12 protein-coding genes are annotated in these 15817 nt (G+C 62.8%); all 12 read right to left on the bottom strand.

All coding sequences use genetic code 11. The features are described 5' to 3' along the window. Positions 1-20: 20 nt before the first annotated feature. The 12 genes from mdoH to IFT44_RS11905 all read right to left on the bottom strand — a co-directional run bounded on the left by mdoH (position 21) and on the right by IFT44_RS11905 (position 15694). Positions 21-2597: a glucans biosynthesis glucosyltransferase MdoH gene (gene mdoH / locus IFT44_RS11960; protein WP_192058990.1), complete on the bottom strand. Its 2577-nt coding sequence runs from the start codon at positions 2595-2597 to the stop codon at positions 21-23. Further along, positions 2590-4335 carry a glucan biosynthesis protein G gene (locus IFT44_RS11955; protein WP_342214285.1) on the bottom strand — a complete coding sequence of 582 codons (1746 nt, stop codon included), beginning with the start codon at positions 4333-4335 and terminating at the stop codon, positions 2590-2592. The genes mdoH and IFT44_RS11955 overlap by 8 nt, the downstream gene beginning before the upstream one ends. A 262-nt stretch (positions 4336-4597) precedes the next feature. Then, complete coding sequence (gene dtd / locus IFT44_RS11950) at positions 4598-5035, bottom strand: D-aminoacyl-tRNA deacylase (RefSeq protein WP_122480466.1); 438 nt, start codon at positions 5033-5035, stop codon at positions 4598-4600. Next, a complete protein-coding gene (gene pip, locus IFT44_RS11945) occupies positions 5032-6003 on the bottom strand; it encodes a prolyl aminopeptidase (RefSeq protein ID WP_122480467.1) in 972 nt (323 codons plus the stop codon). Before pip ends, dtd begins: the two co-directional genes overlap by 4 nt. A gap of 104 nt (positions 6004-6107) precedes the next feature. Continuing rightward, a complete protein-coding gene (srmL, locus tag IFT44_RS11940; RefSeq protein WP_192102835.1) occupies positions 6108-7253 on the bottom strand; it encodes a PheS-related mystery ligase SrmL in 1146 nt (381 codons plus the stop codon). A gap of 134 nt (positions 7254-7387) precedes the next feature. After that, entirely contained in the window at positions 7388-8209 is an 822-nt protein-coding gene (locus IFT44_RS11935; protein ID WP_192058986.1) for a quaternary amine ABC transporter ATP-binding protein, read from the bottom strand. Further along, a complete protein-coding gene (locus IFT44_RS11930) occupies positions 8206-9057 on the bottom strand; it encodes an ABC transporter permease (RefSeq protein WP_122480470.1) in 852 nt (283 codons plus the stop codon). Before IFT44_RS11930 ends, IFT44_RS11935 begins: the two co-directional genes overlap by 4 nt. Before the next feature lie 45 nt (positions 9058-9102). Then, positions 9103-10071, bottom strand: coding sequence for an ABC transporter substrate-binding protein (locus tag IFT44_RS11925; protein WP_122480471.1), 969 nt, complete (start codon positions 10069-10071; stop codon positions 9103-9105). 114 nt (positions 10072-10185) lie between these two features. Further along, complete coding sequence (gene hutC, locus IFT44_RS11920; protein ID WP_192048256.1) at positions 10186-10896, bottom strand: histidine utilization repressor; 711 nt, start codon at positions 10894-10896, stop codon at positions 10186-10188. Positions 10897-11042: 146 nt separating this feature from the next. After that, complete coding sequence (locus IFT44_RS11915) at positions 11043-11531, bottom strand: lipocalin family protein (protein WP_446730953.1); 489 nt, start codon at positions 11529-11531, stop codon at positions 11043-11045. Between the two features lie 371 nt (positions 11532-11902). Further along, the gene (locus tag IFT44_RS11910; RefSeq protein ID WP_122480474.1) at positions 11903-12913 is read right to left on the bottom strand and encodes a class 1 fructose-bisphosphatase; all 1011 of its coding nucleotides are present in this window, start codon (positions 12911-12913) and stop codon (positions 11903-11905) included. 330 nt (positions 12914-13243) lie between these two features. Further along, positions 13244-15694, bottom strand: a complete 2451-nt coding sequence (locus IFT44_RS11905; RefSeq protein ID WP_122480475.1) for a glycogen/starch/alpha-glucan phosphorylase — start codon at positions 15692-15694, stop codon at positions 13244-13246. Positions 15695-15817: the final 123 nt, after the last annotated feature.

Below are 15817 nucleotides of genomic sequence, written 5' to 3'. Positions count from 1 at the left end.
CGCGAATGAGGCCAACACGGTCAGGCGTTCTGCAAGCCTGCCGCTGCAGCGGTGTCCAGCGTTGGCACAGCCGGCGATTGCCGCTCCGCCTGCTTGGACTGACGCCACGCTTCCAGCCACGCAACGTTCTGGTCAGCCCAGACATGCTCGTGCAGACGCGAGATCGCTACCGGATCACTGAGCAGCGACATGCGAGTGCTGTTGTCGAGCTTCTGCGGGCCACCCTCCAGTGCCTGATGCACCCACTGCGCGCGCATGCTTTCGATCGGCGCAGCCTTGCCGTGCCGCGCCGTGCCCAGGCCGTAGGCCAAGGCATTCTGACGCGGATCGACAACGGCGCGCACGAAACCATCCTTGAGCGCGTTATCACGGTTTGCCTGGGTATAGCGATCGGTGGACAGCAGCTCCTGTGGCGTGTCGTACTCCTCGGGAATCAGGAACAACTTCTCATCGCGTGCCTGCATGCCCAGATTGGTCCGGCTGGAGATCACCGACACCGGGATCGACAGCATCAGCGAACCCACGATCGGAGTCAGCCACCACAGGAAGCTGGGGTTCAGCCAGATCACCAGGGCAGCCCAAGCCGCGCCCAGCAGCGTCTGCGAGCCATGACGCTTGATTGCCTCGCTCCAGGGCGTGGAGTCGTCGTCACGCTGCGGCGAGTTCCAGGTCGCGGCCCAACCCAGGAACGCGGCGAGCACGAAACGGGTATGGAACAGCATGCGCACCGGCGCCAGCAGCATCGAGAAGAGCATTTCCAGCAGCATCGACAAGGTGACCTTGAAACGGCCGCCGTATTCTTTCGCGCCCTTGGCCCAGATCAGGATGATGCTCAGCAGCTTGGGCAGGAACAGCAGCACGATGGTGGTGGAGAAAAGCGCCACCGCCTTGTCCGGGTGCCATTGCGGCCACAGCGGGTACAGCTGACGCGGCGCCAGGAAGTAGGTCGGCTCCATCAGCGTGTTCACCGCCAGCAGCGCGGTGGACAGCACCAGGAAGAAGAACCACAACGGTGCCGACAGGTACGACATCACGCCGGTGAGGAATACCGCCCGGTGAACCGGGTGCATGCCCTTGACCAGGAACAGCCGGAAGTTCATCAGGTTGCCGTGGCACCAGCGGCGATCGCGCTTGAGCTCGTCGAGCAGGTTGGGCGGCAGTTCTTCATAGCTGCCCGGCAGGTCATAGGCAATCCATACACCCCAGCCGGCGCGACGCATCAGTGCCGCCTCGACGAAGTCGTGGGAAAGAATCGCACCGGCGAACGCACCCTTGCCCGGCAACGGCGCCAGGGCGCAGTGCTCGATGAAGGGCTTCATGCGAATGATCGCATTGTGCCCCCAGTAGTGCGATTCGCCCAACTGCCAGAAGTGCAGGCCGGCGGTGAACAGCGGACCGTACACGCGGGTAGCGAACTGCTGCATGCGCGCGTACAGGGTGTCCATGCCCGAAGCCTTGGGCGCGGTCTGAATGATGCCCGCATCCGGGGTCGCTTCCATCAAGCGAACCAGGCTGGTCAGGCATTCGCCACTCATTACGCTGTCGGCGTCGAGTACCACCATGTAGCGGTATTCGCTGCCCCAGCGACGACAGAAGTCGTCAAGGTTGCCGCTCTTGCGTTTGACCCGACGGCGGCGGCGACGGTAGAAGATATGCCCGAAACCACCAGCTTCGCGGCACACTTCCAACCACGCCTGTTGCTCGGCAACCGCGATGTCGGGGTCATTGGTGTCGCTGAGCACGAAGAAGTCGAAGCGATCCAGATCACCAGTCGCCTTGACCGACTCGAACGTGGCGCGCAAACCGGCGAAGACGCGTGTCACATCTTCGTTGCAGATCGGCATGACCAGCGCGGTACGCGCGCCTGCCTCGATCGGCTCGTTGCCCGCGCTGGCACCGGAGATGCGGTACTTGTCGCGACCGGTAAGCAGTTCGAGGAAGCCCATCAACGCCGTCCAGAAACCCGCCGATACCCAGCAGAACAGGATACCGAAGAGGATCAGGATGCTGGTCTGCAGGAAGTACGGCAAAACCTGCGTAGCGGTCTGCATGATCGGCTGACGAACCACTTCGTCGAGGTCGACCATGCCCCAGCCCTGGTACGGCATGATGCCTTTCATGTACCAGCCGGCGACGATGGTCTGGCCCAGCATCAGCACCAGCAGGATGTAGCGACGCATCGAACCGACCCAGCGCCAGCGTGCCTTCGGCAGCACCCGCTTGTCGCTGGTGGGCTCGGGCTTGCTGGCCTTGCCGGTCAGCTTGCGCCATACCCGCACCAGCACGTTGGTGCGCCACGGCTCGGGAATCACCAGCGTGCGGTTGATCGGTGGCGTGGCCTTGAGCTGCAGGCGACCGCTGGCGTCGACGCCAAGCATCTCGGCCTCTTCCAGCTCGGCAGCCGAGTCCAGCCGCAGGCGCTGCTCGACCGAGTTCTGTGCGCCAAGCACGGCATCGTGCGACGGGCGCCCGGACAGGCGCTCGTGCAGTTCGGTGAAGGACGTGCAGTCGGCAAGTTCTGCGCGCTGTGCGTCCCCCAGGGGCAAATGAGCCAGATATTCGCCAAGCGATTCTGGCCGAGCTGGAGAATTAGTCATCGGCGGGCAACTGGTAGCTCCAGGTTTCAGTCAGGACCTGCTCGGTCTTGACCGGTTCGGTCGGTGTGACAGGAGCGGTTTCAGGCGCGGCGGGTGCCGGAGCCTGTGCAACCTCGGCAGCCTTGTCGGCCTTGCCGTGTGCCTTGTCATGCTTGGGCGCAGCCTTGTCTTCGACCGGCTCGGCTGCCTTGACAGGCTCCACCGGCAGATCCTTGACCAGCGCTGCACGCATTTCCACGGCCTTGTTCGGATCCTTCACCTTGACCCGCAGGGTCAGGCGCCAGCCTTTGGTCTGCGGGTTGTAGCGGACGTTGTTCTCGACCAGCTCGGCGTTGTCATCGACGCTGACCTGACTGCGAACGGCGGTGTCTTCAGCCAGAGCGGCCAGCACCGGACCTTCGTAGTCGATCAGGAAGGCAATGCTGCCATCGGCCTGACGGATCAGGTTGGACTGCTTCACGTCGCCGGTCGAACGCAGGGTCTGATTGACCCAGGCAACGTCGGGCGAGTGAAACTCGTCTTCGTCCGTGGTCCAGTGCAGGCGGTAGTTGTGCTCCAGCGCCTGACCGGGCTCCGGGATCTTTTCCGGGTTCCAGAAGGCCACGATGTTGTCATTGGTTTCGTCGGCGGTCGGAATTTCAACCAGGTCGACGGTACCCTTGCCCCAATCGCCCTTGGGCTCGATCCAGGCGCTCGGACGCTTGTCATAGCGGTCATCGAGGTCTTCGTAACGGGAGAACTCGCGGCCACGCTGCAGCAGACCGAAACCGCGCGGGTTCTCGACGGTGAAGCTGCTCACGGCCAGGTGCTTGGGATTGTTCAGCGGGCGCCACAGCCACTCGCCGTTGCCGGCATGGATGGACAGGCCGGTGGAGTCGTGCAACTCGTGACGGTAGTTCTGCACACGGGACGGCTGGTTCGAGCCAAACAGGAACATGCTGGTCAGCGGCGCAATGCCCAGGCGGCTGACACGGTCACGCAGGAACACCCGCGACTCGACGTCGACGGTCGTGTCCTTGCCCGGACGCAAGGTCAATTTGTAGGCACCGGTTGAGCGTGGCGAATCGAGCAGGGCGAAGATCACCAGCTGCTTGTCGCCTTCGTTCGGCCGTTCGACCCAGAACTCGCGAAACCGCGGGAACTCTTCGCCCGACGGCAATGCCGTATCCAAGGCCAGGCCGCGGGCCGACAGACCGTAGACCTGGTTTTTGCCGATGACGCGGAAGTAGCTCGCGCCCAGCATGGTCATGATTTCGTCCTGCTTGTCCGCCTTGTTGATCGGGAACAAGACGCGGAAACCGGCGTAGCCTAACTGATCGGTGGATTTGGGATCGAACTGCAGGTCGCCGAAATCGAAACGCGCTGGGTCGTACTTGATTTCGTTGACGGTGGTAGCGGTGACTTCGTTGATCTTCACCGGGGTGTCGAAGTGCATGCCCTGATGATAGAAGGACAGCTTGAACGGGGTCTTGGCGTCGGCCCATTCGGCGTTTTCGTTGCGGAAACGGATCTTCTGGTAGTCCGCAAACTTCATGTCGCGAAACTCTTTGGGCAGATTGCTGCGCGGAGTTTCGAATTTCTGACCGGCGAGCTCCTTGGCGCGTCCGGCAACATCATCCAGGCTGAAGGCCCAGAGTTGGCTGGCGCTGAACAGGCAGAACAGTGCAGACCCGGCCAGCATCGCATTGCGCAACCGAGTGCGGGGTGTTCTTGAAGCATTTAAAGGACTAACAATCACGAGCAACCCTCGCCGAAAACATATCGAAAAACCAACGGCCAGCAGTCTTGCGCCGGGTTGGCGAGCACTGTTCCGACTCCAAAAGGGCACAATGATTCCCCAAGCGGAGCCGGACACGCTTCAAACTGGACATACCGGGTAGCGAAATGTGGCCCCCTGGCGCGCGATTATCTAGTACGTCGCGTCACAACGCATCAGGGTAGCTCAAGTATTTATGCTGTGAGAAACGGACGACGACTGCAAACTCGCCAGCAATAGGCCATTAAATTTGTAACAAAAAGGTTACGGGGCCATCGTTGGTCAGGCTTACCTGCATATCGGCACCGAACTGCCCGACCTGAACCTGTGGATGCGCTTTTTTTGCAGCGTCCACGAGGTGCTCGAAAAGCGCCTGCGCCAAGGCCGGCACGGCTGCAGTGGAGAAGCCTGCGCGCAGGCCGCTGCGGGTGTCCGCCGCCAAGGTGAATTGCGACACCAGCAACAGGCCGCCGCCAACATCTTTCAGCGACAGGTTCATCTTGCCTTGCTCGTCGCTGAACACTCGATAGTTGAGCAGCTTGTGCAGGAGCTTGTCGGCGCTGGCGGCGGTGTCGTCCGGCTCGACCGCTACCAGCACCAACAGCCCCTGGTCGATGGCCCCGATGGTTTGCCCGGCCACCTCGACGCGGGCCTGGCTGACCCGCTGCAGCAGCCCCTTCACGCTTCTTCCAGGGGCAGGTCCAGCAAACGCCGCGCCATCTGCTCGGCGGCGCGCACCAGGGCGTCGGTAATGCCCGGCTCCGAAGCGGCATGACCCGCGTCGCGAATGACCTGCAGCTCGCTGTTTGGCCAGGCCTGATGCAGCGCCCAGGCGTTGTCCAGCGGGCAGATCACGTCGTAGCGGCCGTGCACGATGACTGCCGGCAGGTGGGCGATGCGCGGCATGTCGCGGATCAGCTGGTCGGGTTCGAGGAAGGCATTGTTGACGAAGTAATGGGTTTCGATGCGCGCGATCGACAGCGCACGCTGCGGCTCGGAGAAACGATCGACCACCAGCGGGTTGGGCCGCAGGGTCGCGGTGCGCCCTTCCCAGGTGGACCAGGCCTTGGCCGCATGCATCTGGGCAATCTGGTCGTTGCCGGTAAGACGCTTGTGGAAAGCCTGCAACAGGTTGCCGCGCTCATCCAGCGGTATCGGCGCGATGTAGTCCTGCCAATAGTCGGGGAACAGGCGACTGGCGCCGGCTTGGTAGAACCATTCGATTTCCTGCGGGCGGCAGAGGAAAATGCCGCGCAGGATCAAGCCGTGGACCCGCTCGGGGTGGGTCTGGGCATAGGCCAGGGCCAGCGTGGAGCCCCAGGAACCGCCGAACAGCACCCACTTGTCGATGCCAAGGTGCTCGCGAATGCGCTCCATGTCTGCCACCAGCCGCCAGGTGGTGTTGTTCTCGATGCTGGCATGAGGCGTGGAGCGGCCGCAGCCGCGCTGGTCGAAGGTCACGATGCGATAGACGTTGGGATCGAAGTAGCAACGGCTCTGCGCGTCGCACCCGGAGCCCGGGCCGCCGTGGATGAACAGCACCGGCAAGCCCTTGGGCGAGCCGCTTTCGTCGACATACAGCACGTGCGGCTCTTCCACGGCCAGATCATGCCTGGCGTAGGGTTTGATCTGCGGGTACAAGGTTTGCATCGTGCGCTCCGTTGGATGTTGGGTCTCTGCCGTTGGCCATCATAAACCCGAATGACCGCTCGGCGCATTCTCCCTATTCATTGCAGGGTTTCCACTGCAGGGTTTCACAAGCGCTCCCCTACCAGATAGGCGCCACCCGGCACGCCCTGGTGCAAAGCCGTGCGGATGTCGCGATACAAGCCGTCGGCCTGCTGCGCAGTCAGGGACTGGGCGTGGTCGCGCAGCACCACCTGCAGCACCAGGTTGTGCTGGCCACGAACGATGCCCAGGCGCTTGATGGTCAGCGCAGGCAATTCCTCGAACGGCCAGCAGCCGCGTATGTGCAGTTCCTCGATCCAGCTGGCGCGGTAGCCGGCCACCTGCAGGACCTGCTCGGTGATGTCCTCGATGCCCAACCCCGGCGCCACCGCCAGCGACAGGTCACGGCTGATCGCCGGCTGGCGGTACAGGGGCTGCCAGGCCTTGAGGTCGCCCATCTGCGCCTGCACCTGGGGATGGCCGTCGCGCAGCAGGCGGATGTCCGGAACGCCCTTGCGCAGCATGGCCAGGCGGTCCAGCCCCAGGCGCAGAACCAGACCACCATGGGCCTGGGGATCGACCTCCAGGCGCTGCAGGAACGCCGGGCAGATGCAGCCGCAGGCGAGGATGTCCACCGGTGCCTGGCGGGTCACCAGACTGACGTTGAGGCCATCGCGGGTAAAACCGCAGGCTCCGCAGCTGTGCCCCCACATTCGCCCCGGCACGGCGATGTCCAGCACATCACCGACCAGACGCAGCAGATCCTGACGATTGCCCAGTTCGGCGTCGCCCAGTACCCAGATGTCCATCTGGTGCGGCTCGGCGCAATGCCAGCGATCACGGATATCGCGACGGAAAGTGATGCCCGGTGCGGCGAGCATGATGGTTTCGCCCGGTGCCCGACGCGCCGCCGCCGCTTGCAGGCCGGTGATGATCGCGCTGCTGGTCTGGGTGCGCAGCAGCAGTTCGTCATCCACCCAGCAGCTGTGGTTGCCTACCTCATCCATCACCTGGGGATCGTCGCCGCACAGCTGGAAGTTTTCCACGGCAGAGATGATCCGCGGCCCCTTGTGCACCTCGGCCAAGGGCCAGCCTTGTCGCACCAGGCCGGCAAGCAGATCCTTGACCAGCAGGCGCACGGCATGGGGCGGCTCGCAGGCGTCGGTCAGGTCGGCAATGCGCAGCGCCTTGTGTATCGCTTCATGGCTGAGATAGTGCTTGGTGACGGGCATGCAGGCATTCCTTGTTCGAGGCGAATGCCTGCACGCTAGGCAGGGTATTGGGGGACCACAATCAGAAAAGTCTGAAAGGCCTGTTATTCAGAAACGTCTGTCGGACGTTTCTGAATAACAGGCCGTTTGGGGCTTCAGATCGCGACGCTGCGCCGCTGGACGAACCGGTCCACATAGTCGTCGGCCGGGTTGTGCAGGATTTCCCTGGCGGTGCCGGCCTGGATCAGGCGTCCGTCCTTGAGAATGGCGATCCGGTTGCCCAGGCGAAGCGCTTCGTCCAGATCGTGGGTGATGAACACGATGGTCTTGTGCAGGCGGGTCTGCAATTCCAGCAACTGGTCCTGCATTTCGGCGCGGATCAAGGGATCCAGGGCACTGAACGCCTCGTCCATGAGAATGATGTCGGTGTCGGCGGCCAGTGCCCGCGCCAGGCCCACACGCTGGCGCATGCCGCCGGAAAGCTGCTGCGGGTAGGCGTGTTCGTAGCCATTGAGGCCCACCGCTTCGACCCAGTGCTGCGCCCGTTCTTCGCACAGCGCCTTGCTCTCGCCCCGCACCTTGAGGCCATAGGCGACGTTGTCCAGCACGCTTCTGTGCGGCAACAGGCCGAAGCTCTGGAACACCATGCTGATCTTGCGACGGCGAAATTCGCGCAGCGCCGGCATGCCGTAGCGCAGGATATCCTCGCCATCCACCAGTATCTGGCCACTGGAAGGATCTACCAGCCGGTTGAAATGCCGCACCAGGGTGGACTTGCCCGAACCGGACAACCCCATGATGACGAACACCTCGCCTGCGGCGATCGACAACGACAGGTCGTCGACCCCGACCACGCAACCGGTGGCGGCCAGCACCTGCTCCTTGCTCTGCCCTTGCTGGCTCAGCGCCAGTGCCTCTTTCTCGCGCTTGCCGAACACCTTGTAGACATTGCGCACTTCGATCTTCGGCGCGTTCATCGGCCTGCCTCGTGACGGGGACGACCATAGGCCTGGGTGATGCGGTCGATCACGACCGCCAGAATGACGATTGCCAGCCCGGCCTCGAGCCCCTTGCCCACGTTCAAGGTCTGGATACCCACCAGCACGTCTTCGCCCAGGCCACGGGCACCGATCATCGAGGCAATCACCACCATCGACAGCGCCATCATGGTGGTCTGGTTGATGCCGGCCATGATGCTTGGCAGGGCCAATGGCAATTGCACACCGAACAGCTGCTGCCAGCGATTGGCACCGAAGGCATTGATCGCTTCCATGACCTCGCGATCGACCTGGCGAATGCCCAGGTCGGTCAGGCGTATCAGCGGCGGCGCCGCGTAGATCACGGTGGCGAAGATGGCCGGTACCTTGCCCAGGCCAAACAGCATCAGTACCGGGATCAGGTACACGAAGCTGGGCATGGTCTGCATGATGTCGAGCAGCGGCATCAGTACCGCGCGCAGACGGTCGCTGCGTGCGGCAAGGATGCCCAGGGGAATGGCGATCACGACGGAAATCAGCGTGGCAACCAGCATCAATGCCAGGGTCTGCATGAGCTTGTCCCACAGCCCCACCGCGCCGACCAGAAACAACAGGCCGACGATGACCGCGGTGGTCAGCCACTTGCGCGATGCATGCCAGGCGATGCCGCCGACAATTGCCAGCATCAGCCACCAGGGCGTCATGCGCAGCAGGCTTTCCAGGTTGACGATGGCCCACAGCAGGGTGTCGGATATCTGCCGGAAGACATCGCCATAGCGGGTCACCAGCGCATCGACGCCGTCATTGACCCAGTTGGCGATGGAAAAAGTGAAGCTTTCAGGAAACATGGGGCGCTCTCGATGCTGGGGGCTTTGTCGATACCAAAGACCAGGTCAAAGCGCTGCTTCGATCTTGGTGGCGGCCGCTTCGCTGACCCATGGTTTCCAGACGTCCGGGTGCTCCTTGAGGAACAGGCGCGCCAGCTTGGGCGACTCGATACGCTCGCGACTCATGCGCGCCAGATTCTGGTTGAGCAGGTCGATGGGCAGGTTGACCTTTTCGAACACGCCGAGCAATTCCGGCGCACCGTCGTGAAAGGCCTTGGACAGGCCGACCTTGATGCTGATGGTCTTGTCCACACCGGGTTTTTCCGCCAGCTTGACGACGTCGACCTGGCCCAGCAGAGGGGTCGGTGACCAGTAATAGAACAGGATCGGTTCGCCACGCTTGTAGCTCGACAGTACCGCCGCATCGAGGGCGGGCCCTGTGCCTGGGCGGAAATTGGTGTAGCTGTCCAGCAGGCCGTAGCTTTTGAGCATTTCGCTGTTTTCCAGCTCGCAGGTCCAGCCGGCCGGGCAATTGTAGAAACGACCCTTGTTCGGTTCTTCCTGATCCTTGAACACCTGGGCGTATTTGCCCAGGTCGGCGATGGCTTTGAGGTCGGGCGCTTTGGCGTCGAGGCCGCGCTTGGCGTCGCCTTCGACCACATAGCGCGGCACGTACCAACCTTCCACGGCGCCGGTGATCGGCGCGCCTACACCCACCACCTTGCCCGCCTGCTCGGCCTTGTTCCAGACCTCGCTGCGACCGACCCATTCCTCGGCGAATACCTGGATGTCGTTGCTGCCCAACGCACTTTCCATGGTGATGGAGTTGCCCGGCAGGCTGTCGGTCTTGCAGTCGTAGCCGTGTTCCAGCACGAACTGCAGCAGGTCGGTGAGCAGCATGCCGCTCTCCCAGTTCAGGCCGGCGAATTTCACCGGCTTGCCCGATTCGCACCACCCGGCGGCTTGGCTGTTACCGGCAGCGGCCAGCAAGCCCAGGGAAAGGGTCGTTGCCAGGAGGGTCTTGTTCAGTTTCATCGGGTCCTGCTCCACATGGGCCATGGGTCACGGCGGTCTATGGCTGTGACCGCGCGATGAGCCATTGTTCTGCGCGACCTGTGGCAGATTGGCGTATTTGTGTCGCCAGCAGGCCTATTTGGTGAAGCGTCCTTCCAGCCGATGACGCGAACCTGGGTGGATCAAGCGCGCCGCCGTGACCGGCGTCTTGCCCGACCAGGTGCGCCGCAGGATCAGCAGGCAGGGCTCGCCGCGCTCGATCTGCAGCAGTTCGCACTCGCTGGGGTTGGCGAGCATGGCTTCCACCAGGTGCTCGCCGGCGGTCAGCGGTGCCACACGGGTCAGGTAGGCATACGGCGTCTCTTCGACGAAGTCCTGCTGCAGGTATTGCGGGGCGATCTGGGCGTTGACGTAGCGATCCTCGATCTGCACCGGGATGTCGTTTTCGTAGTGGACGATGATCGAATGAAACACGCGTTGGCCTTCGCGCATGCTCAGGATCAGCGCACGTTCCGCGCCGGCCGCCTCTTCTTCCAGCAGTACCAGGCGGCTGCTGTGACGATGGCCGCGGGCGGCAATCTCGTCGGCGACGTTGTGCACTTCGAACAGCGCCGACTGGCTTTTCGGCTCGGCCACGAACGTCCCTACGCCCTGCATGCGCACCAACAGGCCTTCGGCCGTCAACTCGCGCAAGGCGCGGTTGATGGTCATGCGGCTGAAGCCCAACTGGTTGACCAGCTCGCTTTCCGAGGGCACCCGGTAGTGCGGTGGCCAGGTACCGTTGAGGATCTGCACCGCGATCATCTGTTTGACGCGGGCATACAAGGGCGCCGGACTTTCGCCCATCTGGGCAGCCAGCGCAGGGACAACGGGCGGAGTCGGCACAAGAATTCCTTGGATTGATTCGTGGGGCACAGCGAGTGACATTGTAACGCGACTCGCGCCTGGGCAGGACAACTCTGCACGGGCCGGGCGCGAGCGGGGTTACGCCATCACTTGCCGATATCGGCATCCGCCGCGCGCCAGATCAGGCGCGTGGTGTCATAGCCCTGCTGGCGTGCTTTCGCCAGCATGCGCTCGCGCACGGCCGTGGACACCTGCGGCGTGCGCGACAGCAGCCACAGGTACTTGCGGTTCGGGCTGCCGACCAGCGCGTGCTGGTAGCCGTCGTCCACGTCCAATACCCAGTAGTCGCCCTTGGCCAGGTCTGGGGCCATTCTGGAGAACCAGTTGTCGAACACCACCCACAGCTTGTCGGTCTTGCCGGGGACCTGCGGCGAAGCGGTGCCGTTGGCTTCCTGCCACTTGCCACTGTCGGTGCGGCAGCGGTTGAGCACGCCAATGTTGCCGTCGGCCTGCAGGGTGTAATGGGCTTCGGATTGGGCGCAGTTGCGCTGGAAGAACATGGGCAACCTGGCCACTTCGTACCAAGTGCCTTGGTAGCGCTTCAGGTCTACGCTGTCGACGGTACGTGGCGCCATGCTGGCGTCGGGGGCATTGCTGCAACCGGCGATCAACAGCGACAGGCACAAAGGCAGCAAGGCAAACGTGCGCAACGACATGGGGGGCTCTCCTTGAACGGCAGGCAGACACAGGGGATGTGCTGCTTAGAAGAGCGCAAACGGCGCGGGTTCCAATTGGCAACGGTGCGCCTACCGCGGTGGGCCAGAGGCACCCCATGCACCAGTGCCTGTCTTCAACGCGGCCCCTGTAGCAGCGGCGCAAGCCGCGTCAGGGGCACAGCGGTGATTCATCCACACCGCATGCACCGCCGACGCGGCTCGCGCCGCTGCTACAGACGAATCCGCCAACCCCTGCACCAGCGCCCGGCTTCAATGCGGTCTTGCGGCGTTTACTCGGTGTGGTAACCGGTGACGCGCTCGACTTCCTGCTTGGAACCCAGGAACACGGCAACACGCTGGTGCAGGCCCTCGGGCTTGATGTCCATGATGCGCTGGCGGCCATCGGTCGAAGCACCACCGGCCTGCTCCACCAGGAACGACATCGGGTTGGCTTCGTACATCAGGCGCAGCTTGCCTGGCTTCTCTGGCTCGCGGCTGTCGCGTGGGTACATGAACAAGCCGCCGCGGGTCAGGATACGGTGCACGTCGGCGACCATCGAGGCGATCCAGCGCATGTTGTAGTTCTTCTTCAACGGGCCTTCTTCACCGGCCAGCAGCTCGTCCACATACTTGGTCACCGGGGCTTCCCAGTGACGCTTGTTGGACATGTTGATGGCGAACTCGGCGGTGGTTTCCGGAATCTGCATGTTCTCGTGGGTCAACACGAAGCTGCCCATTTCGCGATCCAGGGTGAAACCCTTGACGCCGTTGCCCAGGGTCAGGATGAGCATGGTCTGCGGGCCATAGATGGCGTAACCGGCAGCAACCTGCTCGGTGCCTGGCTGCAGGAAGGCTTGTTCCTTGAGGCTGTCGTTCTGGCTCAGGTGCTCGGTAGGGCAGCGCAGGACCGAGAAGATGGTGCCGACCGACACGTTGACGTCGATGTTGGAGGAGCCGTCGAGGGGGTCGAATACCAGCAGGTAGGCACCCTTGGGGTACTGGCCGGGAATCTGGTAGGCGTTGTCCATTTCTTCGGACGCCATGCCGGCCAGGTGACCGCCCCATTCGTTGGCTTCGAGCAGGATGTCGTTGGACAGCACGTCCAGCTTCTTCTGCACTTCACCTTGGACGTTTTCGGTGCCCATGCTGCCAAGCACGCCACCCAGGGCGCCCTTGGACACCGCATGGCTGATCTCTTTGCACGCGCGCGCCACCACTTCGATCAGGAAGCGCAGATCGGCCGGCGTGTTGTTGCTGCGGGTCTGCTCGATCAAGTAGCGACTCAGGGTAACGCGGGACATGGACGACTCCGGAGTAGAAAAGGGGTTGGGGAAAGCCCGCACAGTTTACACGGGTGCGGTCAAACCTAGCGAGCGCTAGCCACGCCGCGGCAGCCATCAGATCGCTATCAGGGAATATAGTTCGCCGCCGAGTATGCGGCGAGCCCTTCGCGGCCGATGACCGCTCCTACCGGATGAACACAAAAATCCGTAGGAGCGGTCTGTGGCCGCGAAAAGGCTGGTGCGCTGTATTTGATACACCGCGGTGCGTTCTTCGCGGCCGATGACCGCTCCTACAGACATCCGTAGGAGCGGTCTTCGGCCGCGAAAAGAGCGCCGCCGATCCTGGCCCTACTCCAACGCCTGCCAGATATCCTGCGCATACTCGCGGATGGTTCGGTCGGAAGAGAACCAGCCCATGCGTGCCGTGTTCAATACCGCCATGCGCCACCACTTGTCGGCGTCGTGCCAAGTGTCCTCGACCTTGCGCTGGGCATCCCAATACGCGTCGAAATCGGCGCACAACAGGAAGCGGTCGTAATTGGTCAGCGAATCGACCAACCCGACATAGCGCGATGGATCGTCCGGCGAGAACACCCCGCCGCGGATGGCCTGCAGCACATCGTTCAACCGATGGGAGGCCGCGACGTCGCCATGGGCGCTGTAGCCCCCGGCATGCTTGCGTTCTTCCACCTGAGCGGCGGTCATGCCGAAGATGAACATGTTTTCCTTGCCCAGGAATTCGCACATCTCGACGTTGGCACCGTCCAACGTACCAATGGTCAAGGCGCCATTGAGGCCGAACTTCATGTTGCTGGTGCCCGATGCTTCGTAGCCGGCCGTGGAAATCTGCTCGGACAGATCCGCTGCCGGAATGATGCTTTCCGCCAGGCTGACGTTGTAGTTGGGCAGGAACACCACCTTGAGCAGGCCCCGCACGGTCGGGTCGTTGTTGACCACCCGGGCGATGTCGTTGGCCAGTTTGATGATCAGCTTGGCCTGGTGATAACTGGCCGCGGCCTTGCCGGCGAAGATCTTCACCCGCGGCACCCAGTTCGTCTCCGGCTCGGCGCGAATGGCCTGGTAGAGTGCCACGGTGTGCATCAGGTTGAGCAACTGCCGCTTGTACTCGTGGATGCGCTTGACCTGAACGTCGAACATCGCCTCCGGATTGACCGCCACCCCCACGCGCTCATGAATGATGCGCGCAAGCGCCTTTTTGCTGTTCAATCGCTGCGCAGCGAACGCCTTGCGGAACTCGGGCTGGTCGGCAAAAGGCTCGAGGTTCTTCAGCAGCATTTCCGGATTGTCGAGCAGTTCCGGCCCGAGCTTGTCGACCAGCATGGCGGTCAGCTCGCTGTTGGACTGGTACAGCCAGCGGCGGAAGGTGATGCCGTTGGTCTTGTTGTTGATCCGGTCGGGATAGAGCTTGTGCAGTTCGGAGAACACGGTGCTGCGCATCAACTGGGTGTGCAGGCCCGACACGCCGTTGACACTGTGCGAGCCGAGGAACGCCAGGTTGCCCATGCGCACGCGACGGCCGTTGTCTTCCTCGATCAGCGATACCGCGCGCAGCACATCGACGTCGTCCTGGCCTTTGGCGCGCAGCGAATCGATGTGATAGGCGTTGATCAGGTAGATGATCTGCATGTGCCGCGGCAGCATGCGTTCCATCAAGCCCACCGGCCAGGTTTCCAGCGCTTCGGGCAACAGTGTGTGGTTGGTGTAGGCCAGGGTGTTGACGGTGATTTCCCACGCCGTGTCCCAGGCCAGGCCATGTTCGTCCACCAACTGGCGCATCAGCTCCGCCACGGCGATGGAGGGGTGAGTGTCGTTGAGCTGGATGGCGGCCTTGTCGGACAGGTTGAGCAGGCTGTCGTTGCCATTGAGGTGACGACGCAACAGGTCCTGCAGAGAGGCTGCAACGAAGAAGTACTCCTGGCGCAGGCGCAACTCCTGGCCCGCCTCGGTGCTGTCGGCGGGGTACAGGACCCGCGAGATACTTTCGGCGCGTGCCACTTCGGCCACGGCGCCCAAGTGGTCGCCCGCGTTGAAGCGTTCCAGGTGCAGCTCTTCCAGTGCCCGCGCGCGCCACAGGCGCAGCGTGTTGACACTGGAGCCACGCCAGCCGACCACTGGCGTGTCGTAGGCGACCGCACGGACGGTCTCGCTGGGCCACCACACCTGCTTTTGCTGGCCTTCGCTGTCGGTGACGGTTTCCACATGGCCACCGAAGCTGATCGGGTAGATCACTTCAGGACGCTCGAACTCCCAGGGGTTGCCGAAATTCAGCCAGTTTTCCGTCTGCTCCTGCTGCCAGCCGTCGACGATAGCCTGGCGGAACAGGCCGTGTTCGTAACGGATGCCATAGCCGTGGGCAGCGACGCCCAGGGTCGACATGCTTTCCATGAAACAGGCGGCCAGGCGGCCGAGGCCACCATTGCCCAGCGCTGCATCGGGCTCGAGCAGACGGATGCGTTCCAGGTCCACGCCCAGGTCGGTCAACGCTTCACGGGCGATGTCCAGCAGCCCGAGGTTGCTCAGGCTGTCGTAGAGCAGCCGGCCGATGAGGAATTCCAGCGAAAGGTAATAGACCCGTTTCTGACCCTTGCGGTAGATCTGCCGGGTGTGATCCATCCAGTGCTCGACCATGTGGTCGCGCGCCGCCAGGGCAATGGCCTCGAACCAGTCATGGTCGAATGCGTGATCGGGGTCCTTGCCCACCGCGTAGGTGAGTTTGGCGAGTACAGCAGCGCGGAAATCGGCCACCTCGGCGTCACGGACAAGCGGTTCCTGAGACATGCAATGCGTCCTCGGGGAAATTGACGATTCTAGATGGAATACCTGAGCCTAGACGCTTCGACACACGCTGAAAGCTCAGGTTCGTAACTTTGCACGATTAGCAGGGTTTCAGGCAGATGGTTG

Origin of the sequence: Pseudomonas sp. CFBP 13710 (assembly GCF_014842235.1) — a bacterium.
Lineage (GTDB): Bacteria > Pseudomonadota > Gammaproteobacteria > Pseudomonadales > Pseudomonadaceae > Aquipseudomonas > Aquipseudomonas baltica.
Note: the sequence above shows the minus strand (reverse complement) of the source record. Positions and strands in the feature narration are given on the sequence as shown.

Coding starts and splice junctions, on each gene's coding strand:
- mdoH (WP_192058990.1), bottom strand. CDS start 2,597: ATGACTAATTCTCCAGCTCGGCCAGAATCGCTTGGCGAATATCTGGCT.
- pip (WP_122480467.1), bottom strand. CDS start 6,003: ATGCAAACCTTGTACCCGCAGATCAAACCCTACGCCAGGCATGATCTG.
- srmL (WP_192102835.1), bottom strand. CDS start 7,253: ATGCCCGTCACCAAGCACTATCTCAGCCATGAAGCGATACACAAGGCG.
- IFT44_RS11935 (WP_192058986.1), bottom strand. CDS start 8,209: ATGAACGCGCCGAAGATCGAAGTGCGCAATGTCTACAAGGTGTTCGGC.
- IFT44_RS11930 (WP_122480470.1), bottom strand. CDS start 9,057: ATGTTTCCTGAAAGCTTCACTTTTTCCATCGCCAACTGGGTCAATGAC.
- IFT44_RS11925 (WP_122480471.1), bottom strand. CDS start 10,071: ATGAAACTGAACAAGACCCTCCTGGCAACGACCCTTTCCCTGGGCTTG.
- hutC (WP_192048256.1), bottom strand. CDS start 10,896: ATGGGCGAAAGTCCGGCGCCCTTGTATGCCCGCGTCAAACAGATGATC.
- IFT44_RS11915 (WP_446730953.1), bottom strand. CDS start 11,531: ATGGCGCCACGTACCGTCGACAGCGTAGACCTGAAGCGCTACCAAGGC.
- IFT44_RS11910 (WP_122480474.1), bottom strand. CDS start 12,913: ATGTCCCGCGTTACCCTGAGTCGCTACTTGATCGAGCAGACCCGCAGC.
- IFT44_RS11905 (WP_122480475.1), bottom strand. CDS start 15,694: ATGTCTCAGGAACCGCTTGTCCGTGACGCCGAGGTGGCCGATTTCCGC.